The organism is Methylocapsa sp. D3K7, assembly GCF_029855125.1.
In the GTDB taxonomy this organism is placed as follows: Bacteria; Pseudomonadota; Alphaproteobacteria; order Rhizobiales; family Beijerinckiaceae; genus Methylocapsa.
This window is the reverse complement of sequence record NZ_CP123229.1, coordinates 45,399-65,161: the sequence shown is the minus strand read 5'-3', so window position 1 is coordinate 65,161 and position 19,763 is coordinate 45,399. Positions and strand designations below refer to the sequence as shown.

Genomic DNA, 19,763 nt, shown 5'->3' with positions numbered 1-19,763 from the left:
AGCTTTGTGGCCTATATCAGTTGACGTTTAAGCACCTAACAATTTTAAATGCCTGCGGGCGCGCCACGATTGCGGGGCGCCCGCAGTGCTGAGTTGCAAAACGGGAAACAGTCCCGGACACCGAGCTGCAGCGGCGTTAAGGGCCAATCCCTCTTATCACCTAGCCCCCCTCACGCATCGCTTCATTGAGGCGTGTCTCCAGCACATGTGGCTGCAAGAGAATGAGCGCGCCGCGGCTTTTCTCAATCAACCCTTCTTCGGCCATCGCCGAAAGTTCGCGGGTTACCTGCTCGCGCCGGCAACCGATCCGCGCGGCCAGGACATGATGGAAAGGCGGCGGAGTCACAGCGCGTTCGTCCGGCCTGCCAGGACGGTGATGCGCCATGCGCAAGAGTTCGGAATAGAGCCGGTGCTTCAAATCAAAGATCGAATGCTCCGCGAGGCGCGCATTGAGTTCGCGTACACGCCCAGTCAATAGCCGCAAAATTCTTTCGCATGTGGTAGGCGACGCGAAAATAACCTCCCGGAACACTTTGGTCGGCATGATGCAGAGTTCGGAGTTGGTCAGCGCGGTCACATTGGCCGAGCGTTTCGCGCCATCGATTGCCGCCATTTCACCGAAAAATTGGCCAGCCTTGGTTTCGCCTAAAATAATTTCCTTACCTGCGTGGGTGCGGATCAAAATCCTCACTTCGCCGGAAATGATAAAATAGACATCCGAGGATTCGTCTTCAAAATCGACGACTGTTTCGCCGCCATTGTACCGCCGCCAATTGCAGCGCCGGTCAAAGCGCTCGAAGTCTAAATCAGCCACATCTTTGAAAAACGGGACACGGGCAAGGGTCTGCATGGCCGCCAGCTCCAGAGGAAAGTGGCAAAGGCTGCTCTCAAGGACTGATTAAGCCTAATGTGGAATAATACAAGCGGCGGTCAACCAGACCCAGACGTTATTTGTCCCCATCATGAATTCCCACATAGAGAAATTCTTAGCGTCAATGCGGGCACTCCACTAACGCAGCACCACGACCTTCGTGCCGCGTTTGACCCGGTCATAAAGATCGGCGACATCGCGGTTGGTCATCCGGATGCAGCCTGAAGACACTGCGGCCCCGATCGTATCTGGTTCATTCGATCCATGAATGCGGAACATACTAGAGCCGAGATAAATCGCGCGGGCGCCAAGCGGGTTGTCTATTCCGCCCGCCATGTGGCGCGGCAAATCGGGCCGCCGCTTGCGCATTTCCGGCGGTGGCGTCCAATCCGGCCATTCCCGTTTCATGCTGACAATCTTTGTACCAGACCATGTAAACCCTTCCCGGCCAACCCCCACGCCGTACTGAATGGCCTCCTGGCCTGGAAGGACATAGTAGAGTCGCCGTTCGCTCGTCGAAATGACAACCGTTCCTGGCGCATAGCTACGGTGCCAGGAGACGACCCGGCGAGGGATGGCTTGCTCCCGGAAAAGATTGAGAAAGTCGGCCAGCGGACCACGGTCGAGCGGATTGAAGCTGGCAAGCCGGATGCCGCCAAGCGGGTTATCCAAGGCGAAAGCTGGTGATCCGGAAAGGATCAGAAGCAAACATAAGAAGCGTAACGTTCGAATCATGGTTATCTTTTTGCGATACCAAACGAGGAAATGTCTGAACCACCATCCTTTGAGGTTTTGAGGCCAAAGTTGGGCGCAACCGCGAGAAAGCGTCAAAGACCGGTCTTTTCGCTAATGATCTAAAATCGGCGGCTCTCCAGCAACAGGCTGGTTTCGCTGGAAGCGATCCCATCGATCATCCGGATCTCGTCCAAAGCGCGGCTGAACGCCTCGAGGCTGGCAGCCGACAGCTCCGCCACCATGTCCCAGCGCCCGTTGGTCGTATGCACCGCCTCCACTTCCGGAAAGCCTTGAAGCGCCGCCATCACGGCAGGCGCGCGGCGGCCTTCCACCGCGATCGACATGATCGCCCGTACGCGCCCTGGTTCGGCCTCTGGATGCAGACGCACGGTGAAGCTTAGGATCACTCCCTCAGACATCAGGCGGTCGATCCGGTTTTGCACCGTGCCGCGCGAGACTTTGAGGATTTTGGCCAAGGCGGCGGCGGGCATGCGTCCGTCGGCTCTTAGCAATGCAATAAGCCGGCGATTTAGGTCATCCATGTAAATTCCGTGACGATCCGTCAGTTAGTCTTAGCATATCATCATAAATATAGCCTTTAGCGGGCATGATGCGCGCTTTTCGCTAACGCAGCCATATGCGATGATGTCTCGCTTTAATTCAACGGAGATTCGAATGGCTCCCATGATCCTGATGACCGATCCAGCGCATTTCGACGTCAGCTACGCCATAAATCCCTGGATGAAGCCATCCGCTTGGCTGTTTGACCCGAACGGCCACCGCAACTCGGCCCGCTTGGCTTGGGAAGCCCTGCGCTCGGCTCTCGTCGCGGCGGGAGCACAGATCCACGTCTCGCAGGGAGCGCCCGGCTGGCCAGACATGGTTTTTCCGGCCAACGCCGCAGTGGTGCTGGATGGGCGCGCCCTCATGGCCCGTTTCAGATACCCTGAACGGCGCGGCGAGGAAGGTTTTTTCAGGAAGATTTTCGAAAATTTGCTGAATCAAGGCCTGTTGCATGAGGCGGCGGAATTTCCAGCCGGCCAAGTGCAGGAAGGCGCCGGCGATGCCATCTGGGACACAACGCGCCAGTTGTTCTGGACCGGCTTCGGTCCACGGTCGGACGAGGCCGCTTCATGCGAAATCATCCGCTTTTTCGGCCGTGAAGCGGTGTCCTTGGAATTGGCGACACCGCGCTTTTATCATCTCGACACCTGCTTTCGCCCGCTCAGCGGAGGAGAGGTGATCGTGTTTCCGCCAGCATTCACAGACGCCGCGCTGCAACGCATCCAGGAGCGTGTCACGCCGGATCAGTTCATCGAAGCAGCGCCAGACGAGGCAGCGGCCTTCTGCGTCAACGCGGTCAGCCTTGGCCGCACCATTGTAATGGCAAAGGCTCCCCCGCGTTTGCGATCGATTCTGGGGGAGCGTGGCTACCGAGTTGCCGACATCGACCTCTCCCCCTTCATTTTATCCGGGGGCGGAGCCTTCTGCATGACGTTGCGGCTCGACCTTCAAACTTCTCGAAATGCCACAATCGCTCCCTCAGCTGCCGTACTGCCCGATATCGATCCGAAGGTCGGTTCGTTGCCTGATGCCCACGCATTAACCTAGCGCACTCCCCGCGCCCTAAGACTCCAGGCATCGCTTCATTTGCCTCGGTCAGCTGGCCTTTTTGATGCGCTTCTTTGGCGCGGGGGCCTTGCTTCGCTTTGTCCGGGTACCGGATTTGCTGGTGGCTGATTTCATCGACGGCCTCGCGGGTCCATGAGCTCTCTCGGTGCCAGACGAATTGCTCTTTTCTGAACCGAGGCTCCGGCGGAGGGCATCCATAAGGTTGATGACGTTACCGGTGCGTGGCATGTGCGGGTTAGCAACGGGTTTCTTGCCTGCCTGTTTTGAGCGGATGAGTTCGATGAGCGCCTCCTGGTAGCGATCTTGAAAAATATCCGGATCGAAGCTGGCTTTTTTCGTATCGATAATATGCGAGGCGAGATCGAGAAGCTCCTTGTCGATTTTTAGATTTTGGATGTCGACGAAATATGCCTCAGCGCTACGGATTTCATATTTATGATGTAGTGTGGTGCCTAAGATGCCTTTCTCTCGAGGTTCCAGTAAAATCAGCCGTTCGCGTCCACTCAGCACGACCCGGGCAATGCCGACGACGTTCCGCTGACGCATAGCCTCACGGATGACGGCGAACGCCTCCTGACCGACTTTATCCTCTGGGGCGATGTAATAGCTTTGATCGAAATAGATGGGATCCACTTCCGTCCGTGCGACAAAACTCTCAATGTCTATCGTATGACTGCTCTCAATCTCGACCCCGGCAAGCTCTTCTTCGGTGACGGTGACGTATTCCCCCTTGGCGACCTCATAGCCTTTGACCATCTCATCGCGGCCAACGATCTCATCTGTTTCCGCGTCGATATATTGCTGCTTAAGTCTATCTCCAGTTGCACGATTTAGAAAATGAAAAGTGACCTTTTCCTTCGTGCTTCGCGCCGGGAACAAACCAATCGGACACGTCACAAGCGATAGCTTAAGGTAGCCCTTCCAATTGGTCCGGGGAGGCATGCTCTACTCCAAATAACGCGGAGAAAAAACGCGAACCGACGACAACGCGAACTGGGGCTTGCTGGTTCCTCGCGCTAGCACGGAAACAGCAACTCCCGGCGTGGCAGGTTCCGTTGGATGGGATAAGAAGGGGTCTCGGCCACGATCCAAGACACTTTCATATCATGGCACGGCAGACGCGGGTCGTTGGGATAGTGCCCATTCGTGCTGCCTGTCAGGAAGGCAATCGCATCAGCGGCTGTCCAACACGAATAATGGTCCCTTCTTGCACGCTATCGCATAGCGTGAAGCCATCCGGTGCGAAGACAATGATGGTCGATCCGTGTTGAAACCAGCCCATCTCTTCGCCCCTGCGAAAGGAGGCGTTACAGGGAATGACGTTGGGACCGCGATAGCTGAGATTGAGCTGGATTTTTAGAAAACGCAGCCGGATGCTGGCGACGAGGATCGCAGCGACCGGCACCAGGGAGATGAGATAGCCGGTTGCCGTTAGCCGGGTTTGAATCACGGCGCGTTCGTTCTTGCAGAAGAGTTTCTCGATCCGTTTGAGCGCTATTGGATTGACGTTCCAGGTATCTCCAGCGATGTAAGTGACCTGCTCAACATGACAATCGCCGGGAGCGTGAAACCGGTGGTACATGCTGGACGTGAGCCGCAGGGTTACGTAGCGTCCATCGCGGTAGAGATCGACGAGATCGGGATCGCCCAGCAAATCCTGCAAAGCGTATGGAAATCCCTTGATCTGCATCAATTCAGTGCCCTTGATCATCCCGCATGCGCCGACGATCGCATCGCATGGGCTGACAAGCACGCCCGGATCCGGGTCGATCGGACGGGCTCCGTCCTTGAGTTCCCGGATAAAGCAGTCGTGCAAGCTCTTGAACTGCGACTTTTTTGCTTCGCGCAAATCCAAATCCGAGAACAACCGCCAAATCGCGATGGATACATCGCGGACGAAGGGTTGCTCGATTTGGCTGAACCACCCCATGAATTGGGTCGCCAAGCGCCGGGGAATACGATTGGTTATGAGGAAATTGAGATCCTCCTGCTGAACGGCTTTTGTGATAAGAGAGCGAAGTGTCATGATAAAGTAATTTTGTCCCGATAGGCCTCAGAAGGATGGAATCCCGACTCACACTTTTTGCTCTGTATGCGCTTGGTGGGGCCGTTTCGATTGCTTTGCTGGTGAAGATCAATACGCGGCTGGAGTTGTCGAAGGCAAAACATCGGTCTCTGACGGGCCATGCGAGAATGGCCCGGCGCGTTGCCTCGCTGATTCCTTTTTACGAATATGATGAGGCGACCTTCTTCTGTTCGGACGCAGCGCCGGAAGAAATTGTGGCGCGGCGCCGCGCCGGCTTCACACGGCTTTCGAACCTCTACCGTGCGCGCTTCTCCCAAACGGCGGCTCTCACGGCAAAAGTCAAAGAAGGAATCTCCGATCTTCAATTCACCGAAGCTTACCGCGTGCCGTTCCAATACAGCCGTTTCGTTCGCGACCATCTCAGCGCCGGCGCGTTCCTTCAATCGTCCTCCGGCGTAACCCTCACCGATCTTGACGACAATTCCTTCTACGATCTGACCGGTTCCTATGGCCTGAATGTCTTTGGCTATGATTTCTACAAGCTGTGCATCGAGCGCGGCGCGGCGCGCGTCCGGGAACTTGGTCCCGTCCTGGGTGCTTATCATCCGGTGATTGTCGCCAACGTTCGACGGCTCATGGAAATTTCTGGCCTCGACGAAGTCTCGTTTCACATGTCGGGGACAGAGGCCGTCATGCAAGCCGTGCGGCTCGCACGCTATCACACACGGCGGTCGCATCTGGTGCGTTTCAGCGGCGCCTATCATGGCTGGTGGGGCGACGTTCAACCCGGAATCGGTAATCCGATCCCCGCGCGTGATACTTATACATTGGAAGACATGTCCGAGAAGACGTTGCGGGTTCTGAGTACCCGGCGGGACATTGCTTGCGTATTGATCAATCCGCTGCAGGCACTGCATCCGAACGCTGGGGCGCCTTCGGATTCTTCGCTGGCCGATAGTTCGAGAAACGCCGGATTTGACAAAGACTCTTATATATCCTGGTTGAAGCGCCTGCGTGACGTCTGCACCGAACGTCAGATCGTGCTGATCTTCGACGAGGTTTTTGCAGGCTTCCGCCTCGCGCCCGGCGGGGCGCAAGAGTATTTCGGCATCAGGGCCGACATTGTCACCTACGGGAAGACTCTCGCAGGGGGCCTTCCGATCGGCGCGGTATGCGGCCGAAAGGATCTGATGAAGCGCTATCGCGACGACCGCCCCGCGGATATCTGTTTTGCCCGCGGGACGTTCAACTCCCATCCCTACGTCATGGGCGCCATGCACGAATTCCTGGAGCGGATAAAGAGTCAGCATATTCAGGACTTGTACCGTGATCTTGACAAGGTATGGAATGATAGGCTGGACCAGTTCAACCTGCGCCTCCGCGAGGAAGGTGTTCCGGTTCAGGCGCGGAACATATCCTCTGTTTGGACGATCATTTACACACAGCCATCGCGTTACAATTGGATGTTGCAATATTATTTGCGCGCCGAAGGGTTGGCGCTCAGCTGGATCGGCACAGGGCGCATCATTTTTAGTTTGAATTACACGGATTCTAATTTTGAAGCGGTCACTGAGAGATTCGTGGCCGCTGCCAAAACAATGCAGAAAGATGGCTGGTGGTGGTCCGATCCCACGGTTTCGAACAAATCGATCCGACGGCAAATCTTGCGAGAAATTGTTGCTCACCTTTTGAAACGAATCCGGGGCCGCACGCGGGCACGGGCTGGGTAGTGCTCTGGCGTCATCGAGTCGAACAATTCGCCACGCAGCAAATAGAGTGGTGCCATGTGGTAGAGTTTGATATCGTGAAACGGGTCAGTCAGGATCTTTGTGGCCCACGCCAGCCCGGTCTGGACGTCCTTAATGAAAAACAGCTGGACAGTCCGGTAAATCACGCCGGCGGCAGCGATGAAGAGCCAGATGATTGCTACCTTCTGCGTGAAACTTGCCGCATTGGCGTCCGAAGGAAAGATACCGAATAGGGTCGGATCAATGTAAAGCAGGAGCGGTGAAAACGCCCAGATCGACATTAATACGACCTTGCGTTTCAGATTGTAGCCTACTTTGATTTCCTCTTTGTACTCATGCGTGGCTTGGTTCACTTCATCATAGCCTTTTGGCTCGAAGAAGAAGTGTCCCATTTGCCGGGTTGTCATCGCAGCAAGCCAGCCCGATAGGGCCGCTGCAACGGGGTTCGTAAAAACCATCACATAAGCGCAAACAAAGCTAATCGCGCTGATCAGATGCAACGACTGATTTATCCGGCTGTGATGATAATAGCGATGATCATCCCACCGCTGCGATTTGAGAACTTGCAGAAATTCGTTCATGATCCTCCCACCTTTATGTTTATCGTCTACACGCCAAATATGACAGTTCCTGAACAATCCCCAAATCGCCGTCCATCCAAGCGGCCCGGAATAAGTGCGGTCCAGCCAAGTTGTAATGACGCCGTAAGCGTGAAGAGAGTTATCTTCAAGCGACCTCTAGGTAATCCTCTTGTACGGCTCCGGTCTGGAGGAATTTACCGAAGCGGACGAGTGAGAAATGGCCGAATGGCGGCATGGCTGTGCGTTCGATCACGTGAACCCCTTCCTGCCTTTCGACCCAGCGCGCATAGCGCGCCCAAGGGAATTCCAGCCGCCAACCGAGCAAACGAGTGATCGGCGTTAGTGATTGCTCTACGGCGCGCCGAAGTCCGCTATCCGCCCCAATCCGCGTTACCAGCACGATTTCGCCTCCTGGTTTAAGGAGGCGCACAAATTCGTCGAGGGTCGCCTCGGGATTTGGAACCGTGGTGACGACAAGTTGCGCAACGATAACGTCGAAAGAATCATCTGGAAATGCCATGTGCTGAGCGTCCATGACAGCGAGCCCTTCGACGCTGCATAGATCCAGCTCATGGACCCGGGTATGAGCCTTACGCAACATCGGCTCGGAGAGGTCGACGCCGACGAGGCGCGTCGAGCGTGCATAATCCGGCAAAGATATGCCGGTACCAACACCCACCTCAAGAATGCGGCCGCCGCAGCGCTCCGCCGCAGCGATCGCAGCGCAGCGGGCATGCCTAAATACTGCGCCGAAGACCAAATCATAGATCGGCGCCCAGTGCGCGTACGCCGTTGTGATGGTATTGTTGTTAAGTTCAGTCCCCATGGCTTTCCCTTGCCCATATATGTATTGCCAGCGCGCCGTAGCCTTCAAAATCGGCTGATTTGCCGGCCGCTTCACTTGCACATGGCAGACAAAAATTGCCGGGTGTCAGCCGATCAAGTGGCCGGTAAAACTGAAGAAAACACGAACGTTCGAGTATGATATAGCCCGATAAAACTTGTCTCACACGAGACAGATTTCTCGGGCATCGTAGCGGTCAGCCAAGCGCCAATCCCTGGTACAGCGATATGATTAGGAGCGGTTGGAGAACATAATCAAATGGAGCGCGGCTATACTTCCGGTCCGGTGACTGCCAATCCGTTCTTGACAAGCGAATGTCCGGCAAGAACTATTTCTAGTTTGTTTCAAACGTATGACGATTGGCACCATTCGCACAGCAAAGTACTGTGCTGCCTGCGCGAACGAATCAGGTTTCTGGCAGATTTTCGCGGCTTGGAAGCGGTACGCTTGCGCAGACGTCCGGTCCGCATGGCTGCCAGCCCCGCATGAATGTGTCTTCAAGGGAGCCCCGCGGGCATTATCGTTTGTGACGTCTAGCGCTCATCTTTGACGGTCGAAAATGGCCAAGTTTGCTGCCCTTGAGCGACGAAGATCTTTCAGCGAAAGAAAATTCCGCTGATAACGCTATTGTAACTCACATTTCGAACAATTTGGAACTTCACGTGACCTTTGATGTTCCAAACCAAATATTCCCCATTATGAAGGGAGGCGCCTGCCGGAAGGATTTGTGTGTCCAGAACCGCGCTTGTCGCCGCATCGATCACGTTGATCGTTTCCTTTCGGGTGTCATGATCCCAATCGTTGGCATAGAGTGCAACCTGATGCGACTTGCCATCAGTTATGTTCACGTCGATCGTGAAGTTCGTTGCCGAATACCAACACGCGGCGATTCTCGTTGACGGATTTTCCGGCCTTTGCAAAGCCCTCTTGTCTGTGGGAAGACTGACCCAAGTGTAATTCGACTGGCCACTAAACCCAACCGAGGCATAACTTGGCGTCAGGGTATGGGTATCCTGGCTGATATTATAACCGTCGGCCCCATAGACTCCGGACCAATTGCCCATCGTCGTCGTGTCGCGCTTAACAAACGACACGCTGTTTCCGCTGCCTATGGCGGGCTTCAACGCCAAGATCAACGGATGATCGGTCATGTGAAGAGTAAGGGATCTCGTGTTCGGATATGTCCTTTGAATTCCTGTTCCTACCGTCGGGTCGTAAATGTCGATCGAGGAAAAGGTCTGTCCGAGATCCAGCGGAATGTCATCTGAGCCGCCATCTCCAGGCACCCGCTCATTCCAAAGAACCAGAAAGAACTGTCCATCGCTACGTTGCAGAAGCAAATCATGGACAGTCGCCGGTCCCGTGAAGCTATATGGAAGTTGCCCAAGAGAGCCATAGCCTATGTCCACGAGAGCAGACGTTAAATTATGAAAATATGTTGCGGCGAGCTTTGGGCTTTTGTCACTATGAAACAGTCCCCAGGTGCCAAGACTGGTCCCCCCATCATAAAGTTCATAAAAAAATGTATAAGCCCAGCCTCGCTTAAATTGGTCCAAAAGCGTATTCAATAAGACCTTACCCTGAGTATCCTCGCTTACGAATCCCTTCCCACTTCCGGTTTGCCATCCTGTTTCTGTTGTCACCTTCGGAAGAGTCAGAAGCTGCGTTGGTGTGTAGCCGGCGTATTTCGCCCCCCATGTGACACCATTGTTCCCGTACTCGCCGTCGAAACCTGGTTGGTTCACAGACGGATCGGAAGCCAACCACGCTTGATTTGGTCTGACAGGGTCAGGGAAGATAGAGCAGACGTAATTGTGCGCATTCGCAAAGTCGTAATAAATCGTTCCATCGGGTACACCTGCAGCTGCTTGCTTTGTTGGATCAGCTCCACCCTTGGGGATTTGAGCCCATTGCAGCCCATAGTTTCCAGATTCCGCCCCAGTCTCGGACGGGCTAAACACTGGATAGGTGCTAATCCATGGATCAGCAACCACGGCCGCACGCAAATCGCGTGTGAACTGTGCGACTGGAAGCCAGTCGGTCCCCCCTCCCCCATACCGGCCATTATACGTAACGCCAAAGTTGTGGGGCTCATTCACTCCCTCGATTGCAAGTAGCGCCCCCGCCGCCGCGAGCGACTCAGCATTTTTTATGAATTGAGGAATTGTTGGCCAACCAGGTTGGGAGATCGTAAGCAGACTGGCCTTCACGCCGGGATTGACGCCAGGAATCATGGTGCTGTTGTGAAGATTTATGGCGTTTGTAACCCCATCCGGGGTCGTGACTCCGCCATCCCTATTGTTCCTCACCCCTAGATAAATATACTGAGCTTCACGGCCGGGATAAACACCTCCGCCGACCCCGAAAGATTCGAGAAACTTGGCAAGATGTTGCGCATTGGCAGCATATGCTGGTTCAGTGAAGATAACCGCGATAGCAACGGCGGCAAATTTTAGCGTAACACTCCGTCCATCTCGTTTTCTAGGGTCAAACGTGAATGGCAAAAATGCCCCGCGCCGTTTTGCGGAAGCTACGCAAAGGAACAGCGGAGCTGCGGCCAAGAAAACGAGATAAAAGATCACGAAGATCGTTACTTTGTCTGGCATCGAGATTTGGTCTCCGGTTCAATGAGTGCTTTACCGTTCTGGCTGTTGGCGATTTTGATATGGCGGCTTCCGCTCTATCGTTAATGATCTCTGCCCAATTCGCGCTTTCCTTGCTCTCCTAGGAATGTCATCAATCCATCGGAGCGCCTATCTGGTTCAATTCCCTAAGCTTGTACCCTTACGTATTATTCCCGAGTACGCCGCAACCTTGAGACGCGCTCGAGGGGACGACCCAACCCCGACATCGACAAGCCTTCGTGTTTGGTGATGAATGCGGCCGCGCCCGTTACAGCTTTCCCTCTGTGATCATTCAAATACCGAACTAGTTGTCCGGTTGGTAAACTTTGATATTCTGCAAACTCGAGGATTTGCGATACGACCGCCTCTATCGCCGAGAGCTATGCAGTCCCGAGATGGCGGGTCGATGATCACAAGCGGGCGGCGGCGCAGAAAAATTCCGGTTTATCTGTGGCCCGGTGCTACCGATAAAGGAAAGTATGGATGACCTGCGCTCTTAGGAAGTGGCATTTGGGCAATCTGAAATCGCAAAGCCCCACAAAGCGATCGATGACGCAACAATCGGATGCAATCGAAGAAATAATTTCTCAGTGCATAAGGCAGTCTACGCTCGCGGCAAGACAAGATCCGGCGTAAATTTGTCCGGTGCTTCCACGCCGTACCGTGATCCGTCTAGCCCCGGGGAAAGGAAGCGATTTTTCGCTCGTCGAGTGCCGAGGTTTTAAGCAAGGCGAAGACGCGAACACCACTCTTGAGACCGAGTTCATCGATCGCATGGCGCGTCGCTGTCGCAAATAGATACCCTTCTCCGTTGAGCGCGATGGCGACCATCGCCAGCGGGCCGTCCTTTTCGATACCCTCGATCATACCGGAAAGAACACTGCGCGTGCTTAGATCATGCGGCGGCCCAAGCGAGAGTGTGACGTCGGTCGCCTTCACGATAATCCGGGCGACGCTTCCGATGGGCCCGGCGGGACCGGCAAGCCAAACGGTGCCGGACGGATGCTTTAGCTCGGTCAGGCCGTAGGCGGCGTTGGTGGCACAAACCTCCATCTTCAAAACAGAGGAACGATCAAAACGCTCTTCACCCGCAGGTGCCGCCGCTCGGCCAAAAACTTCGTCGGGACGGCCGACGGCCTTGACCCTTCCTGCCTCAATCACAACGATGGTCGTTGCCAGCCGCACCACTTCTTCTAAGGCGTGTGAAATATACACGATCGGCACTTTGAATTCATCGCGGATTTGCTCGATCAAAGGCATGATCTCAAGCTTGCGCTGCATGTCGAGCGCGGCCAGCGGCTCATCAAAGAGAAGAAGCTTTGGGCAGGACAAAAGCGCCCGCCCGATTGCAACCCTCTGCCTTTCGCCGCCCGACAAACGCGCCGGGCGCCGCGCAAGCAGGTTTTCGATCCCCAAGGTTTTGATCACAGCCTCAAAATCGATCTCACGGTCGCGGCGCGGAGCGAACCAACGCCCGAGTAAAAGATTTTGTTTTACACTGAGATGAGGGAAAAGATTTGAATCCTGGAAGACGAGGCCAATGCGGCGCTTGTGCATCGGCACGAAAATGCCGCGCTCGACATCCACAAGTGTATTGCCATCCAAAACGATACGACCTCGATCTGGCCGCAGCAGTCCCGCTATAAGGCTGAGTGTCAACGATTTGCCAGATCCCGATTGGCCGAACAGCGCGATGAGCCCTTCACCATTTTTAAAGGCCACTTGGAGATCAAAGACGCCCACTTTAAGTCCGACATCCACATCGATCATTCGAAACTCGCCATACGCTTCTCCGCAAACCGTTGGATGACTTCGGAGGTCACAAGCGCGGCAAAGGAAATGACGATCGCCACGAGGGTCAAGCGCAAAGCGCTTTCATCGCCACCCGGCACTTGCGTATAAGAGTAAATCGCCGCTGAAATCGTCTGCGTCTCGCCCGGAATATTCGAAACGAATGTGATCGTTGCACCGAACTCACCGAGCGCTTTTGCGAAAGCCAATATGGCGCCAACGACGATGCCCGGAATCGCGAGCGGCAGGCTAACGATAAAAAATGTCCAGATGGGGCTTGCGCCCAGGGTTCCCGCGGCAAGTTCAAGGCGCCGGTCGATCGACTCAAAAGAAAGACGCATGGCGCGAACCATCAATGGGAAGCCCATCACGGCGCAAGCCACCGCCGCGCCAGTCCAGCGAAACGATAAAACGATTCCAATGTCGGCGAGATATTGGCCAAAAGCGCCTTTCCGGCCAAGCAGGATAAGCAGGATGAAGCCGGTGACGACTGGAGGTAAAACCAAGGGCATATGCACGACTCCGTTCAAGATCATCTTGCCAGGGAAATGCCAGCGGGCGAGTGCATAGGCGGTGAATATGCCCAATGGCAGACTCATGATCGTCGCGACGATGGCGATCCGCAAGGAAAGCAGGATTGCAGTCCATTCGGAAGGCGACAAATCGATCAAGGCGGCAGGCGACACGTCGAGCAAAAGCAAGGCTCCGTTGGTTCTATATGAAAGCGTTCGTCGCGGGAGACACGGTGAAACCCCGCGACAAAATTTTTCAATCCTCGGCGCTAACGGAATGCTTTATTTCTGCAAAAACTTGAAACCCTGCTCGGTCCAAATCTTTTTTGCGGCCTTCGACGACAGATAGGTTGCGAAGGCGACGGCATATGGGTTCTTCGAGGTTTCGATCACCGCCACGGGGTAAATGATCGGGCTGTGTGTGGCCTCGGGAAAAGTACCGACCACTTTCACTTTTGGATCGGCCTTGGCGTCCGTGGCATAGACGATGCCAAATTTGGCTTCGCCGCGAGAAACGAAGGCCAGCGCATTGCGAATATTGTCCGCTTGCGCAAGCTTTGGCTCCACCTTCGCCCAGATCCCGAGCGCTTCCAGAGCTTGCTTGGCGTAAATCCCCCCCGGGCACGAAGCTATGGTGCAGACCGCAATCTTGCCATCACCCGTCGCGCCGGCGAGATCGAAATCCGGCGCGATCGTGAGTTTGGCGGTCGCGTCTGCTGGCTCAATGAGAACAAGCACATTGCCAAGCAAATTATGCCGCGTTTTCGACTGGATGAGTTTGGCCTTTTCGAGATAATCCATCCAAGTCAGGTCGGCGGAGATGAAAATATCGGCTGGGGCACCTTGCTCGATCTGCTTCGCCAATACAGCGGAGGAGGCGTAGACGATTGGGGGAGTCTTGCCGGTCTCGGCCGTCCAAGCCGCAGCCACCGCGTCGAGCGCCGTCTTCATACTGGCCGCCGCAAACACAGTGGGCCCCTTTGCCGCAGCCGCTGGGGCTAGCGCAGGCTGCTGCTGCTGGGCGAACAGTGGCCGGGGGAGCATGGCTGCCACGAAAATTAAACTTAACGCTAGGGTAGCCAATCCGCGCCGAGTGGTGGCCGCGATCGTCAAATCTGTCTTTTTGTTCATTTCGGATAATCCTCCTCTTTAGTTTTTTACCGGGAGCGGAACGCGGATGCGTTGCCGGATGGCGGGGTCAATGAAATAGGTTTTGGATCATTGGATCCGTTGGGCTTCGATGAAACAGGGCAACGCTCATTTCGCGAGCTTCCCCGTTTGAAAAGGAAATTTCGCCTGGGTAAAGATTTGAGGCGAGCCACAGCGCGCCGATCAGACGATTGAGGGAGGGTGGACGTTCAATCCAGCCATAAGGCAAGCCAGAATCCACGAGAAAACGTGTCTGCGCCGGGAGTGACTGGCGCAGCGGCGCACCCGGTTCCGCGGCTTTTGGATCGGCGAGGACGACGATGTAAGGATTCAGAGCGGCCACGGCCCCAACGCTTATCACGGAAAATGTGCCATCGCCCGGCGGAATGACATTATGTCCGCCAGCAAGCGCTATTGCCTCGTCGAGACTGGATCCCGAACGGACCGCGCGCAGGCCGTCGCCGCCACGCGCGTAATAGACCGAGATACGCTCACCAGCGGCCTTCGATGTAACTGGCATCAATTTTTGCAGAGCAAATTCGGCGGTCTTAGCAATGTCGCCGGCGCGCTCTTCCCGCTGCAAGACCGCGCCCAAGTGCCTGACGATCTCCGGAACTTTGGTGAGACTGCCATCAAGCACCAGATAGGGAATGCCTGTCGCAGATTGAACTTTGTCCGCAAGGGCGTTGTAACGTTCGTCGATGTTGCCGTAATCGATGATGAGATCGGCGTGAAGCGCGCGAAGCGCCTCCATGTCGAGGTCTCCGTCCCGGCTCGTGATGCGCGGGATCATTGGCAGATCCCGAATTTTCTCGATACCAGCTTGCTTTTGACTATCGGTCCAAGGTTCGATCAATCCGGCCAAAGTGTCGGGCGCGAGACTATAAAGCAGTGCCTCAGCGGGTGGTCCGGCCGGAATGATCCGTTTTATGGAGTTGGGAAGCCGAACCGTGCGCCCGGCGGAGTCCACGAAATCGCTCGCAAAGGCCGGCTCCAGGAAGGCGGCTTCGAGAGCGAGGGGAAAGAACAGCAAGGAACGGCGTGATAGCATTTCAACTCGTTTCCTCGATGGTATTCATGGCGCCATTCGCCTTTAGGTCAGGTTGATTCGGTCCGTCTCCGCGACGTTTCAACGAGGCAATAGCCGCAACCTCGCGCCGTCTTGATGGGGTCCATTTCGCCGTCCGCGCTAAGAGCCTTGCGCAGTTGACTGATGTGCGTGTCGACCGTTCGCACGTCGATCTCGGTTGGGCCCCAAACCATTTCCAGGAGTTGCGCTCGCGAAAGGATTCGGCCTGGCTTCTCCATTAGGCATTTGAGCAAACGGAACTCGATAGGACTGACATGAATGATCCTTCCTGAACGTGTGATGCGCCGGGTTTCATAATTGAGATTGATGTCACCGACCCGGAGCGGAGCCAGAAATTCCTTTTCTTTGAGATGACGCATCATCGGCTCTCACAGCATTTTCAAAGATCAATGGTTGTGTTCGTGCTCAGAATTGCCTCACCCCGCATAATTATGCATATTCTTTGCCAATGTTAAAAAATTTTCGCCTAATTCTGCAGCCACAAGGGTAAATGCTTCACGCCGATTAGCCATGCTATAGGATTTATATTGCTATTATTTCTGGATATCAAATGCGGAGTTTTGGATGTTCTGGTCCTTTTACGATTACGTGAATTTATGTTATTTTTTCAGAACTGTTTTGGGAATATCAGATGACGCAATTCCTTACGACTCGGGAACTCGCCGCGATGCTGCGCGTCAAGGAGCGGAAGGTCTATGAATTGGCGTCGGAAGGAGCTCTCCCGGTGCGCCGTGTTACCGGCAAGCTTTTGTTTCCACGCGCCGAGATTGAGGAATGGATTGCAGCGAACGGCGGCATAACGAAACCTGGTAGAAGTGCCCAGGCGCCGGCGCCGGCCCTGCCACAGGTGATTGCCGGCGGACATGATCCGCTGCTTGAATGGGCGTTACGCGAATCACGCTCCGGAATCGCAGCCTTCCTGGATGGCGCACTTGATGGATTGGCACGGCTGACGAGCGGCGATTGCCTCGCAGCTGGATTGCACATCCCGGAGCGTGGAAAAGATGCCTGGAACGTTGCTGCGGTCAAGGAATCGTTTGGTGACAAACCCGTGGTGCTGCTCGAATGGGCGAAGCGCACCCGCGGTTTGATGTTCCGGTCCGGGAAGGGCCGGACGATCGACTCCCTCAAGGATGCCCGAGCCTTGCGTTTTCAGTCGCGCCAGCCGGAGGCAGGCAGCGAATTGGTGCTGTCCCAATTGCTCGCACGCGAAGGTCTAAAGAAGAGCGATCTCAACTGCGTCGAGGCGGTTGAACGGTCAGAGACGGATCTTGCCATGGCCATCGCTGCCGGGAGGGCCGATGTGGGTCTTGGTATCGAGGCCAGCGCGCGGCAATTTCAGCTCGAATTCAAGCCGATGATCGCGGAGCGGTTCGACCTTTTGATCTGGCGCAAAGCCTATTTTGATCCGCCGTTTCAAAACCTCATCCGCTTTTGCGCAAGCGCGCCTTTCGAGCGGCGAGCACAAGAGCTTGGCGGCTATGATATTGCAGGGTTCGGGACGGTGCATTTCAACGGGCCATAAAAAGGCCGCCTCTTAGCACTTAGCGACGTTTTGGCTCACCGGGAGGGGAGACGATGCAATTGGAAATTCCGCAAATCTCTGACGAAACGGAGAGGGCGGCAATAGAGAATGCGATAAGTGACTGCGTTCAGCGTTTCTACGCCAGGGGCCTGGCTGATCCACTGCTCGAACCCGTTTTCAGCGCAATCCCCGACCTTCCCGGTCATCTGGACATCATCAAGAATTTCTGGTCGCGTTCGCTGTTGGGCACCGAACGCTACCAGGGTCATCCCTATCCGGTTCATACAAGCCTGCGGATCGAGCCCGAACATTTTCGGCGTTGGCTGGACTTGTTTATCGAGAGCGCCCGGGAAACACTGCCAAACCTGCAGGCTGATCAGGCCGTCGCGAAAGCGAGCCATATGGCACAATGTTTCGAAGCAGGACTATTTCCCTTCACCGGCGCCGATGGGAAACCGTCCCGTCTCCCGCCTCACTGACGTGGGTACAGCCGCTGATCCCCCACGCGGCCCTGGAGCCGCCTGACACGGCCGAGCCAGGCGGCGTTGACCTTGTCTTTACTCAACGGCGACCATGACATCGGAAGATTTGATGATTGTCTTGACCTTCGATCCCGCCTTCAACCCAAGCTCGTCGACAGCTTCGTTCGTGATTGAAGACGTGACGGTTAAACCCTTCACATCGATAAGAACATGCGAGGTGGTGGCCCCTTTTTTGACTTCCTTGACCGTACCCTCGAGGACATTGCGAGCGGATATCTTCATGTAAATAGCCTCCAATTGGCACTTTAACATTCATAGATTGAATGTGATTTCCGCCGGAACAGCACTCCAGCGGCCAGAAAACGTTCTGGCTGCTTGAGATATCGTGCACTCGATTCCGTAAGCAATATGCGAAAATTGGGCATTTTCCCCCTGCTTCCGTCCGGAAGTCACAAAGGATGCTGATTTTTGCGATCCTTCGGATCGATGCTCCCTTGCGACAATTTTTCTTGTCATTTTTTTCGCAAACAATGGAATTTTCTTTGATTCGTTATGTAATTATTCTACATATCTAGTGGTTGGAACCTAAAAAGGAGACGTCGATGCCATCGGGAGTTGAGATTGGGAGTCGCGAGATCGTGAACAATGTCGTTTCATTGATGGAAGCCAAGTCTGCGGCTCCCATCAGTTACGATGAAAGGAAACCAAACGATGTGTTGATTCACGTCCGCTTCCATCCGAATGCTCAAGTCTTTACGATCGATAACTGTCCGGAGCACATCAGCCTGCAAGATTGGTTCTACCTCCTGTGCTACGCAGCCCCTCAGCAGTACCAGGTATTCGCGGGCGGTCGCGGGTTTTTCCGGATGCGACGCGGACACTTCGATACCATTTTGAGCCAGAACGCGGCGTAATCTGGAGCGGCCGCCTACAGGGATGGGGCGTGGGATTTTAATCCGAATGGTTGAAATCATGGCGATCCCGGATGCTTCCAATCCAATCGTTTTTTTTAAGGCCATGTGCCGTGTCTTCAGTTTTTCACTGACAAAAAATTCTGATAGCTGGGATCCGATTGAAGGCCTGTCGCAACGGTCTTACGAAAGTTTCGAAGACAGCGTCATTTGTAAATCGCGGCAAGGAAGCCCAGTCGCCTGCCACGGTAGTTGTGCGAGCTGCTGCGATGTCAGTCTTGCGGAAATGGCCGAGACTTTCGATGCGATCAAAGCAATCGCCGCTTGAATTCGTTTGCCGCCAAAGTTCGCAGCCTACGTAAGTCCGTCAGCCACAACGTCGATTGTGGACAGTATGACAAAGCTCTGACGGAATGTCAGTAAGAGGACATTACTGCAACCGATACGCGGAATGGCACACCGCGCAGCTCTGGGTGACTTGCGAGAGCGCCGCCAATACCGGTTTCATGTCGTTGGACTGCTGTGTCTTGGCTGCTTCCTTTGCGAATGCGCTTGCCGCTTCATGCATGGTGAGGCCAAGCTTGCGCATCTCATCCGGCATATGTTCAGCCATCGCCGCGGCCATGGCCGTCGTCTCCATGCCGTGCTTTGGATTACAAGCCGCGGCACCAGGTGACTCAAGACCGAGACGCGTCTCGGCGATCGCCGCTGCTTTCGTGCTATCTCCGGCCGAAAGCGCCGCGACTATGCCGCTGAGCGCGACTAGGTGGCCTCGCATGTTGCTTAATATGTGGTTTCGCATGGCGGGTGGCAGATCTACCAGCTGCCGGCTGTCGGCTATCTGCGGCGTCAACAACATGGACATATGGTTGTCCTGAGCCAGCACCGGCACAGTCATCATGAAAGCCCCAGCCACCGCTGTCAGGACATGTGTAGCAAGATAACTCATTTCGTTCGCAGCTCTTGCTTGCTGAAATTGCTGAGATCGCCTGCTCTTGCCGCTGCTCGGCGCCCTGATTTTGCTATGGCTGGGTATTTTATCTCGATGCAGACCCTGGCGATCTGCTGCTGCAAGTTTTCGCCGCCGCAGGATGGACACGCGGGAATATCGGCAGACCGAACCAGAAGCTCGAAATCAGTTTTGCAATCTTGGCAATAGTATGAGTAAAGCGGCATCAAGTCCTCGCAACGCTCAACAGTGTCATTGTATTATGGCCTTCCTGATGGGGTGAGGCAGCCAAA

The 19,763-nt window shown here is 55.0% G+C and carries 22 protein-coding genes; 6 read left to right on the top strand and 16 right to left on the bottom strand.

All coding sequences use genetic code 11. The features are described from left to right. Positions 1–160: 160 nt before the first annotated feature. The 3 genes from QEV83_RS00320 to QEV83_RS00310 form a co-directional block, all read right to left on the bottom strand. Positions 161–850, bottom strand: coding sequence for a Crp/Fnr family transcriptional regulator (locus tag QEV83_RS00320; RefSeq protein ID WP_280129335.1), 690 nt, complete (start codon positions 848–850; stop codon positions 161–163). Between the two features lie 159 nt (positions 851–1,009). Next, positions 1,010–1,606: a L,D-transpeptidase gene (locus QEV83_RS00315; RefSeq protein WP_280129334.1), complete on the bottom strand. Its 597-nt coding sequence runs from the start codon at positions 1,604–1,606 to the stop codon at positions 1,010–1,012. A gap of 119 nt (positions 1,607–1,725) precedes the next feature. After that, positions 1,726–2,148, bottom strand: coding sequence for an Lrp/AsnC family transcriptional regulator (locus QEV83_RS00310; protein ID WP_280129333.1), 423 nt, complete (start codon positions 2,146–2,148; stop codon positions 1,726–1,728). A 133-nt stretch (positions 2,149–2,281) separates the two neighbouring features. On the opposite strand from QEV83_RS00310, the gene QEV83_RS00305 reads away from it, so the two are divergent. Beyond that, on the top strand, positions 2,282–3,217 hold the full coding sequence (locus QEV83_RS00305; RefSeq protein ID WP_280129332.1) for an arginine deiminase-related protein: 936 nt from the start codon (positions 2,282–2,284) through the stop codon (positions 3,215–3,217). Between the two features lie 48 nt (positions 3,218–3,265). On the opposite strand, the gene QEV83_RS00300 is transcribed toward QEV83_RS00305, so the two are convergent. Further along, complete coding sequence (locus tag QEV83_RS00300) at positions 3,266–4,180, bottom strand: Ku protein (RefSeq protein WP_280129331.1); 915 nt, start codon at positions 4,178–4,180, stop codon at positions 3,266–3,268. Positions 4,181–4,394: 214 nt separating this feature from the next. Next, complete coding sequence (gene asd, locus QEV83_RS00295) at positions 4,395–5,264, bottom strand: archaetidylserine decarboxylase (RefSeq protein WP_280129330.1); 870 nt, start codon at positions 5,262–5,264, stop codon at positions 4,395–4,397. A gap of 35 nt (positions 5,265–5,299) precedes the next feature. Here asd and QEV83_RS00290 point away from each other — a divergent pair, with 35 nt between their 5' ends. Then, on the top strand, positions 5,300–6,994 hold the full coding sequence (locus QEV83_RS00290; protein WP_280129329.1) for an aminotransferase class III-fold pyridoxal phosphate-dependent enzyme: 1,695 nt from the start codon (positions 5,300–5,302) through the stop codon (positions 6,992–6,994). Here the strand turns inward: QEV83_RS00290 and QEV83_RS00285 are convergent. The 8 genes from QEV83_RS00285 to QEV83_RS00250 form a co-directional block, all read right to left on the bottom strand. After that, positions 6,946–7,596, bottom strand: coding sequence for a hypothetical protein (locus QEV83_RS00285; protein WP_280131158.1), 651 nt, complete (start codon positions 7,594–7,596; stop codon positions 6,946–6,948). The two genes, QEV83_RS00290 and QEV83_RS00285, sit on opposite strands and share 49 nt — an antisense overlap. A 142-nt stretch (positions 7,597–7,738) precedes the next feature. Then, positions 7,739–8,419, bottom strand: a complete 681-nt coding sequence (locus QEV83_RS00280) for a class I SAM-dependent methyltransferase (RefSeq protein ID WP_280129328.1) — start codon at positions 8,417–8,419, stop codon at positions 7,739–7,741. 614 nt (positions 8,420–9,033) lie between these two features. Further along, positions 9,034–11,043 carry a hypothetical protein gene (locus tag QEV83_RS00275; protein WP_280129327.1) on the bottom strand — a complete coding sequence of 670 codons (2,010 nt, stop codon included), beginning with the start codon at positions 11,041–11,043 and terminating at the stop codon, positions 9,034–9,036. Between the two features lie 690 nt (positions 11,044–11,733). After that, positions 11,734–12,831 (bottom strand): molybdenum ABC transporter ATP-binding protein, encoded by a 1,098-nt coding sequence (modC, locus tag QEV83_RS00270; protein ID WP_280129326.1) that lies wholly within the window; start codon positions 12,829–12,831, stop codon positions 11,734–11,736. Continuing rightward, entirely contained in the window at positions 12,828–13,547 is a 720-nt protein-coding gene (gene modB / locus QEV83_RS00265) for a molybdate ABC transporter permease subunit (protein ID WP_280129325.1), read from the bottom strand. Before modB ends, modC begins: the two co-directional genes overlap by 4 nt. A gap of 99 nt (positions 13,548–13,646) precedes the next feature. After that, positions 13,647–14,495, bottom strand: a complete 849-nt coding sequence (gene modA / locus QEV83_RS00260) for a molybdate ABC transporter substrate-binding protein (protein ID WP_280129324.1) — start codon at positions 14,493–14,495, stop codon at positions 13,647–13,649. Positions 14,496–14,562: 67 nt separating this feature from the next. Beyond that, on the bottom strand, positions 14,563–15,564 hold the full coding sequence (locus tag QEV83_RS00255) for an ABC transporter substrate-binding protein (protein ID WP_280129323.1): 1,002 nt from the start codon (positions 15,562–15,564) through the stop codon (positions 14,563–14,565). A 47-nt stretch (positions 15,565–15,611) separates the two neighbouring features. Further along, complete coding sequence (locus tag QEV83_RS00250; protein ID WP_280129322.1) at positions 15,612–15,965, bottom strand: winged helix-turn-helix domain-containing protein; 354 nt, start codon at positions 15,963–15,965, stop codon at positions 15,612–15,614. A 269-nt stretch (positions 15,966–16,234) separates the two neighbouring features. Between QEV83_RS00250 and QEV83_RS00245 the strand changes: the two genes are divergently transcribed. Both QEV83_RS00245 and QEV83_RS00240 read left to right on the top strand, forming a co-directional pair. Continuing rightward, entirely contained in the window at positions 16,235–17,128 is an 894-nt protein-coding gene (locus tag QEV83_RS00245; protein WP_280129321.1) for a helix-turn-helix transcriptional regulator, read from the top strand. Between the two features lie 53 nt (positions 17,129–17,181). Further along, the gene (locus tag QEV83_RS00240; RefSeq protein ID WP_280129320.1) at positions 17,182–17,607 is read left to right on the top strand and encodes a group III truncated hemoglobin; all 426 of its coding nucleotides are present in this window, start codon (positions 17,182–17,184) and stop codon (positions 17,605–17,607) included. 78 nt (positions 17,608–17,685) lie between these two features. On the opposite strand, the gene QEV83_RS00235 is transcribed toward QEV83_RS00240, so the two are convergent. Next, entirely contained in the window at positions 17,686–17,892 is a 207-nt protein-coding gene (locus tag QEV83_RS00235) for a TOBE domain-containing protein (protein ID WP_280129319.1), read from the bottom strand. A 356-nt stretch (positions 17,893–18,248) separates the two neighbouring features. Between QEV83_RS00235 and QEV83_RS00230 the strand changes: the two genes are divergently transcribed. Together QEV83_RS00230 and QEV83_RS00225 are read left to right on the top strand one after the other, a co-directional pair. Further along, a complete protein-coding gene (locus tag QEV83_RS00230) occupies positions 18,249–18,524 on the top strand; it encodes a hypothetical protein (protein WP_280129318.1) in 276 nt (91 codons plus the stop codon). A 46-nt stretch (positions 18,525–18,570) separates the two neighbouring features. Then, entirely contained in the window at positions 18,571–18,849 is a 279-nt protein-coding gene (locus tag QEV83_RS00225) for a hypothetical protein (protein WP_280129317.1), read from the top strand. Between the two features lie 102 nt (positions 18,850–18,951). Here the strand turns inward: QEV83_RS00225 and QEV83_RS00220 are convergent, their stop codons facing one another. Together QEV83_RS00220 and QEV83_RS00215 are read right to left on the bottom strand one after the other, a co-directional pair. Further along, positions 18,952–19,470 carry a cytochrome c gene (locus QEV83_RS00220; RefSeq protein WP_280129316.1) on the bottom strand — a complete coding sequence of 173 codons (519 nt, stop codon included), beginning with the start codon at positions 19,468–19,470 and terminating at the stop codon, positions 18,952–18,954. Continuing rightward, positions 19,467–19,697: a zinc ribbon domain-containing protein gene (locus QEV83_RS00215; RefSeq protein WP_280129315.1), complete on the bottom strand. Its 231-nt coding sequence runs from the start codon at positions 19,695–19,697 to the stop codon at positions 19,467–19,469. Before QEV83_RS00215 ends, QEV83_RS00220 begins: the two co-directional genes overlap by 4 nt. Between the last annotated feature and the right edge of the window lie 66 nt (positions 19,698–19,763).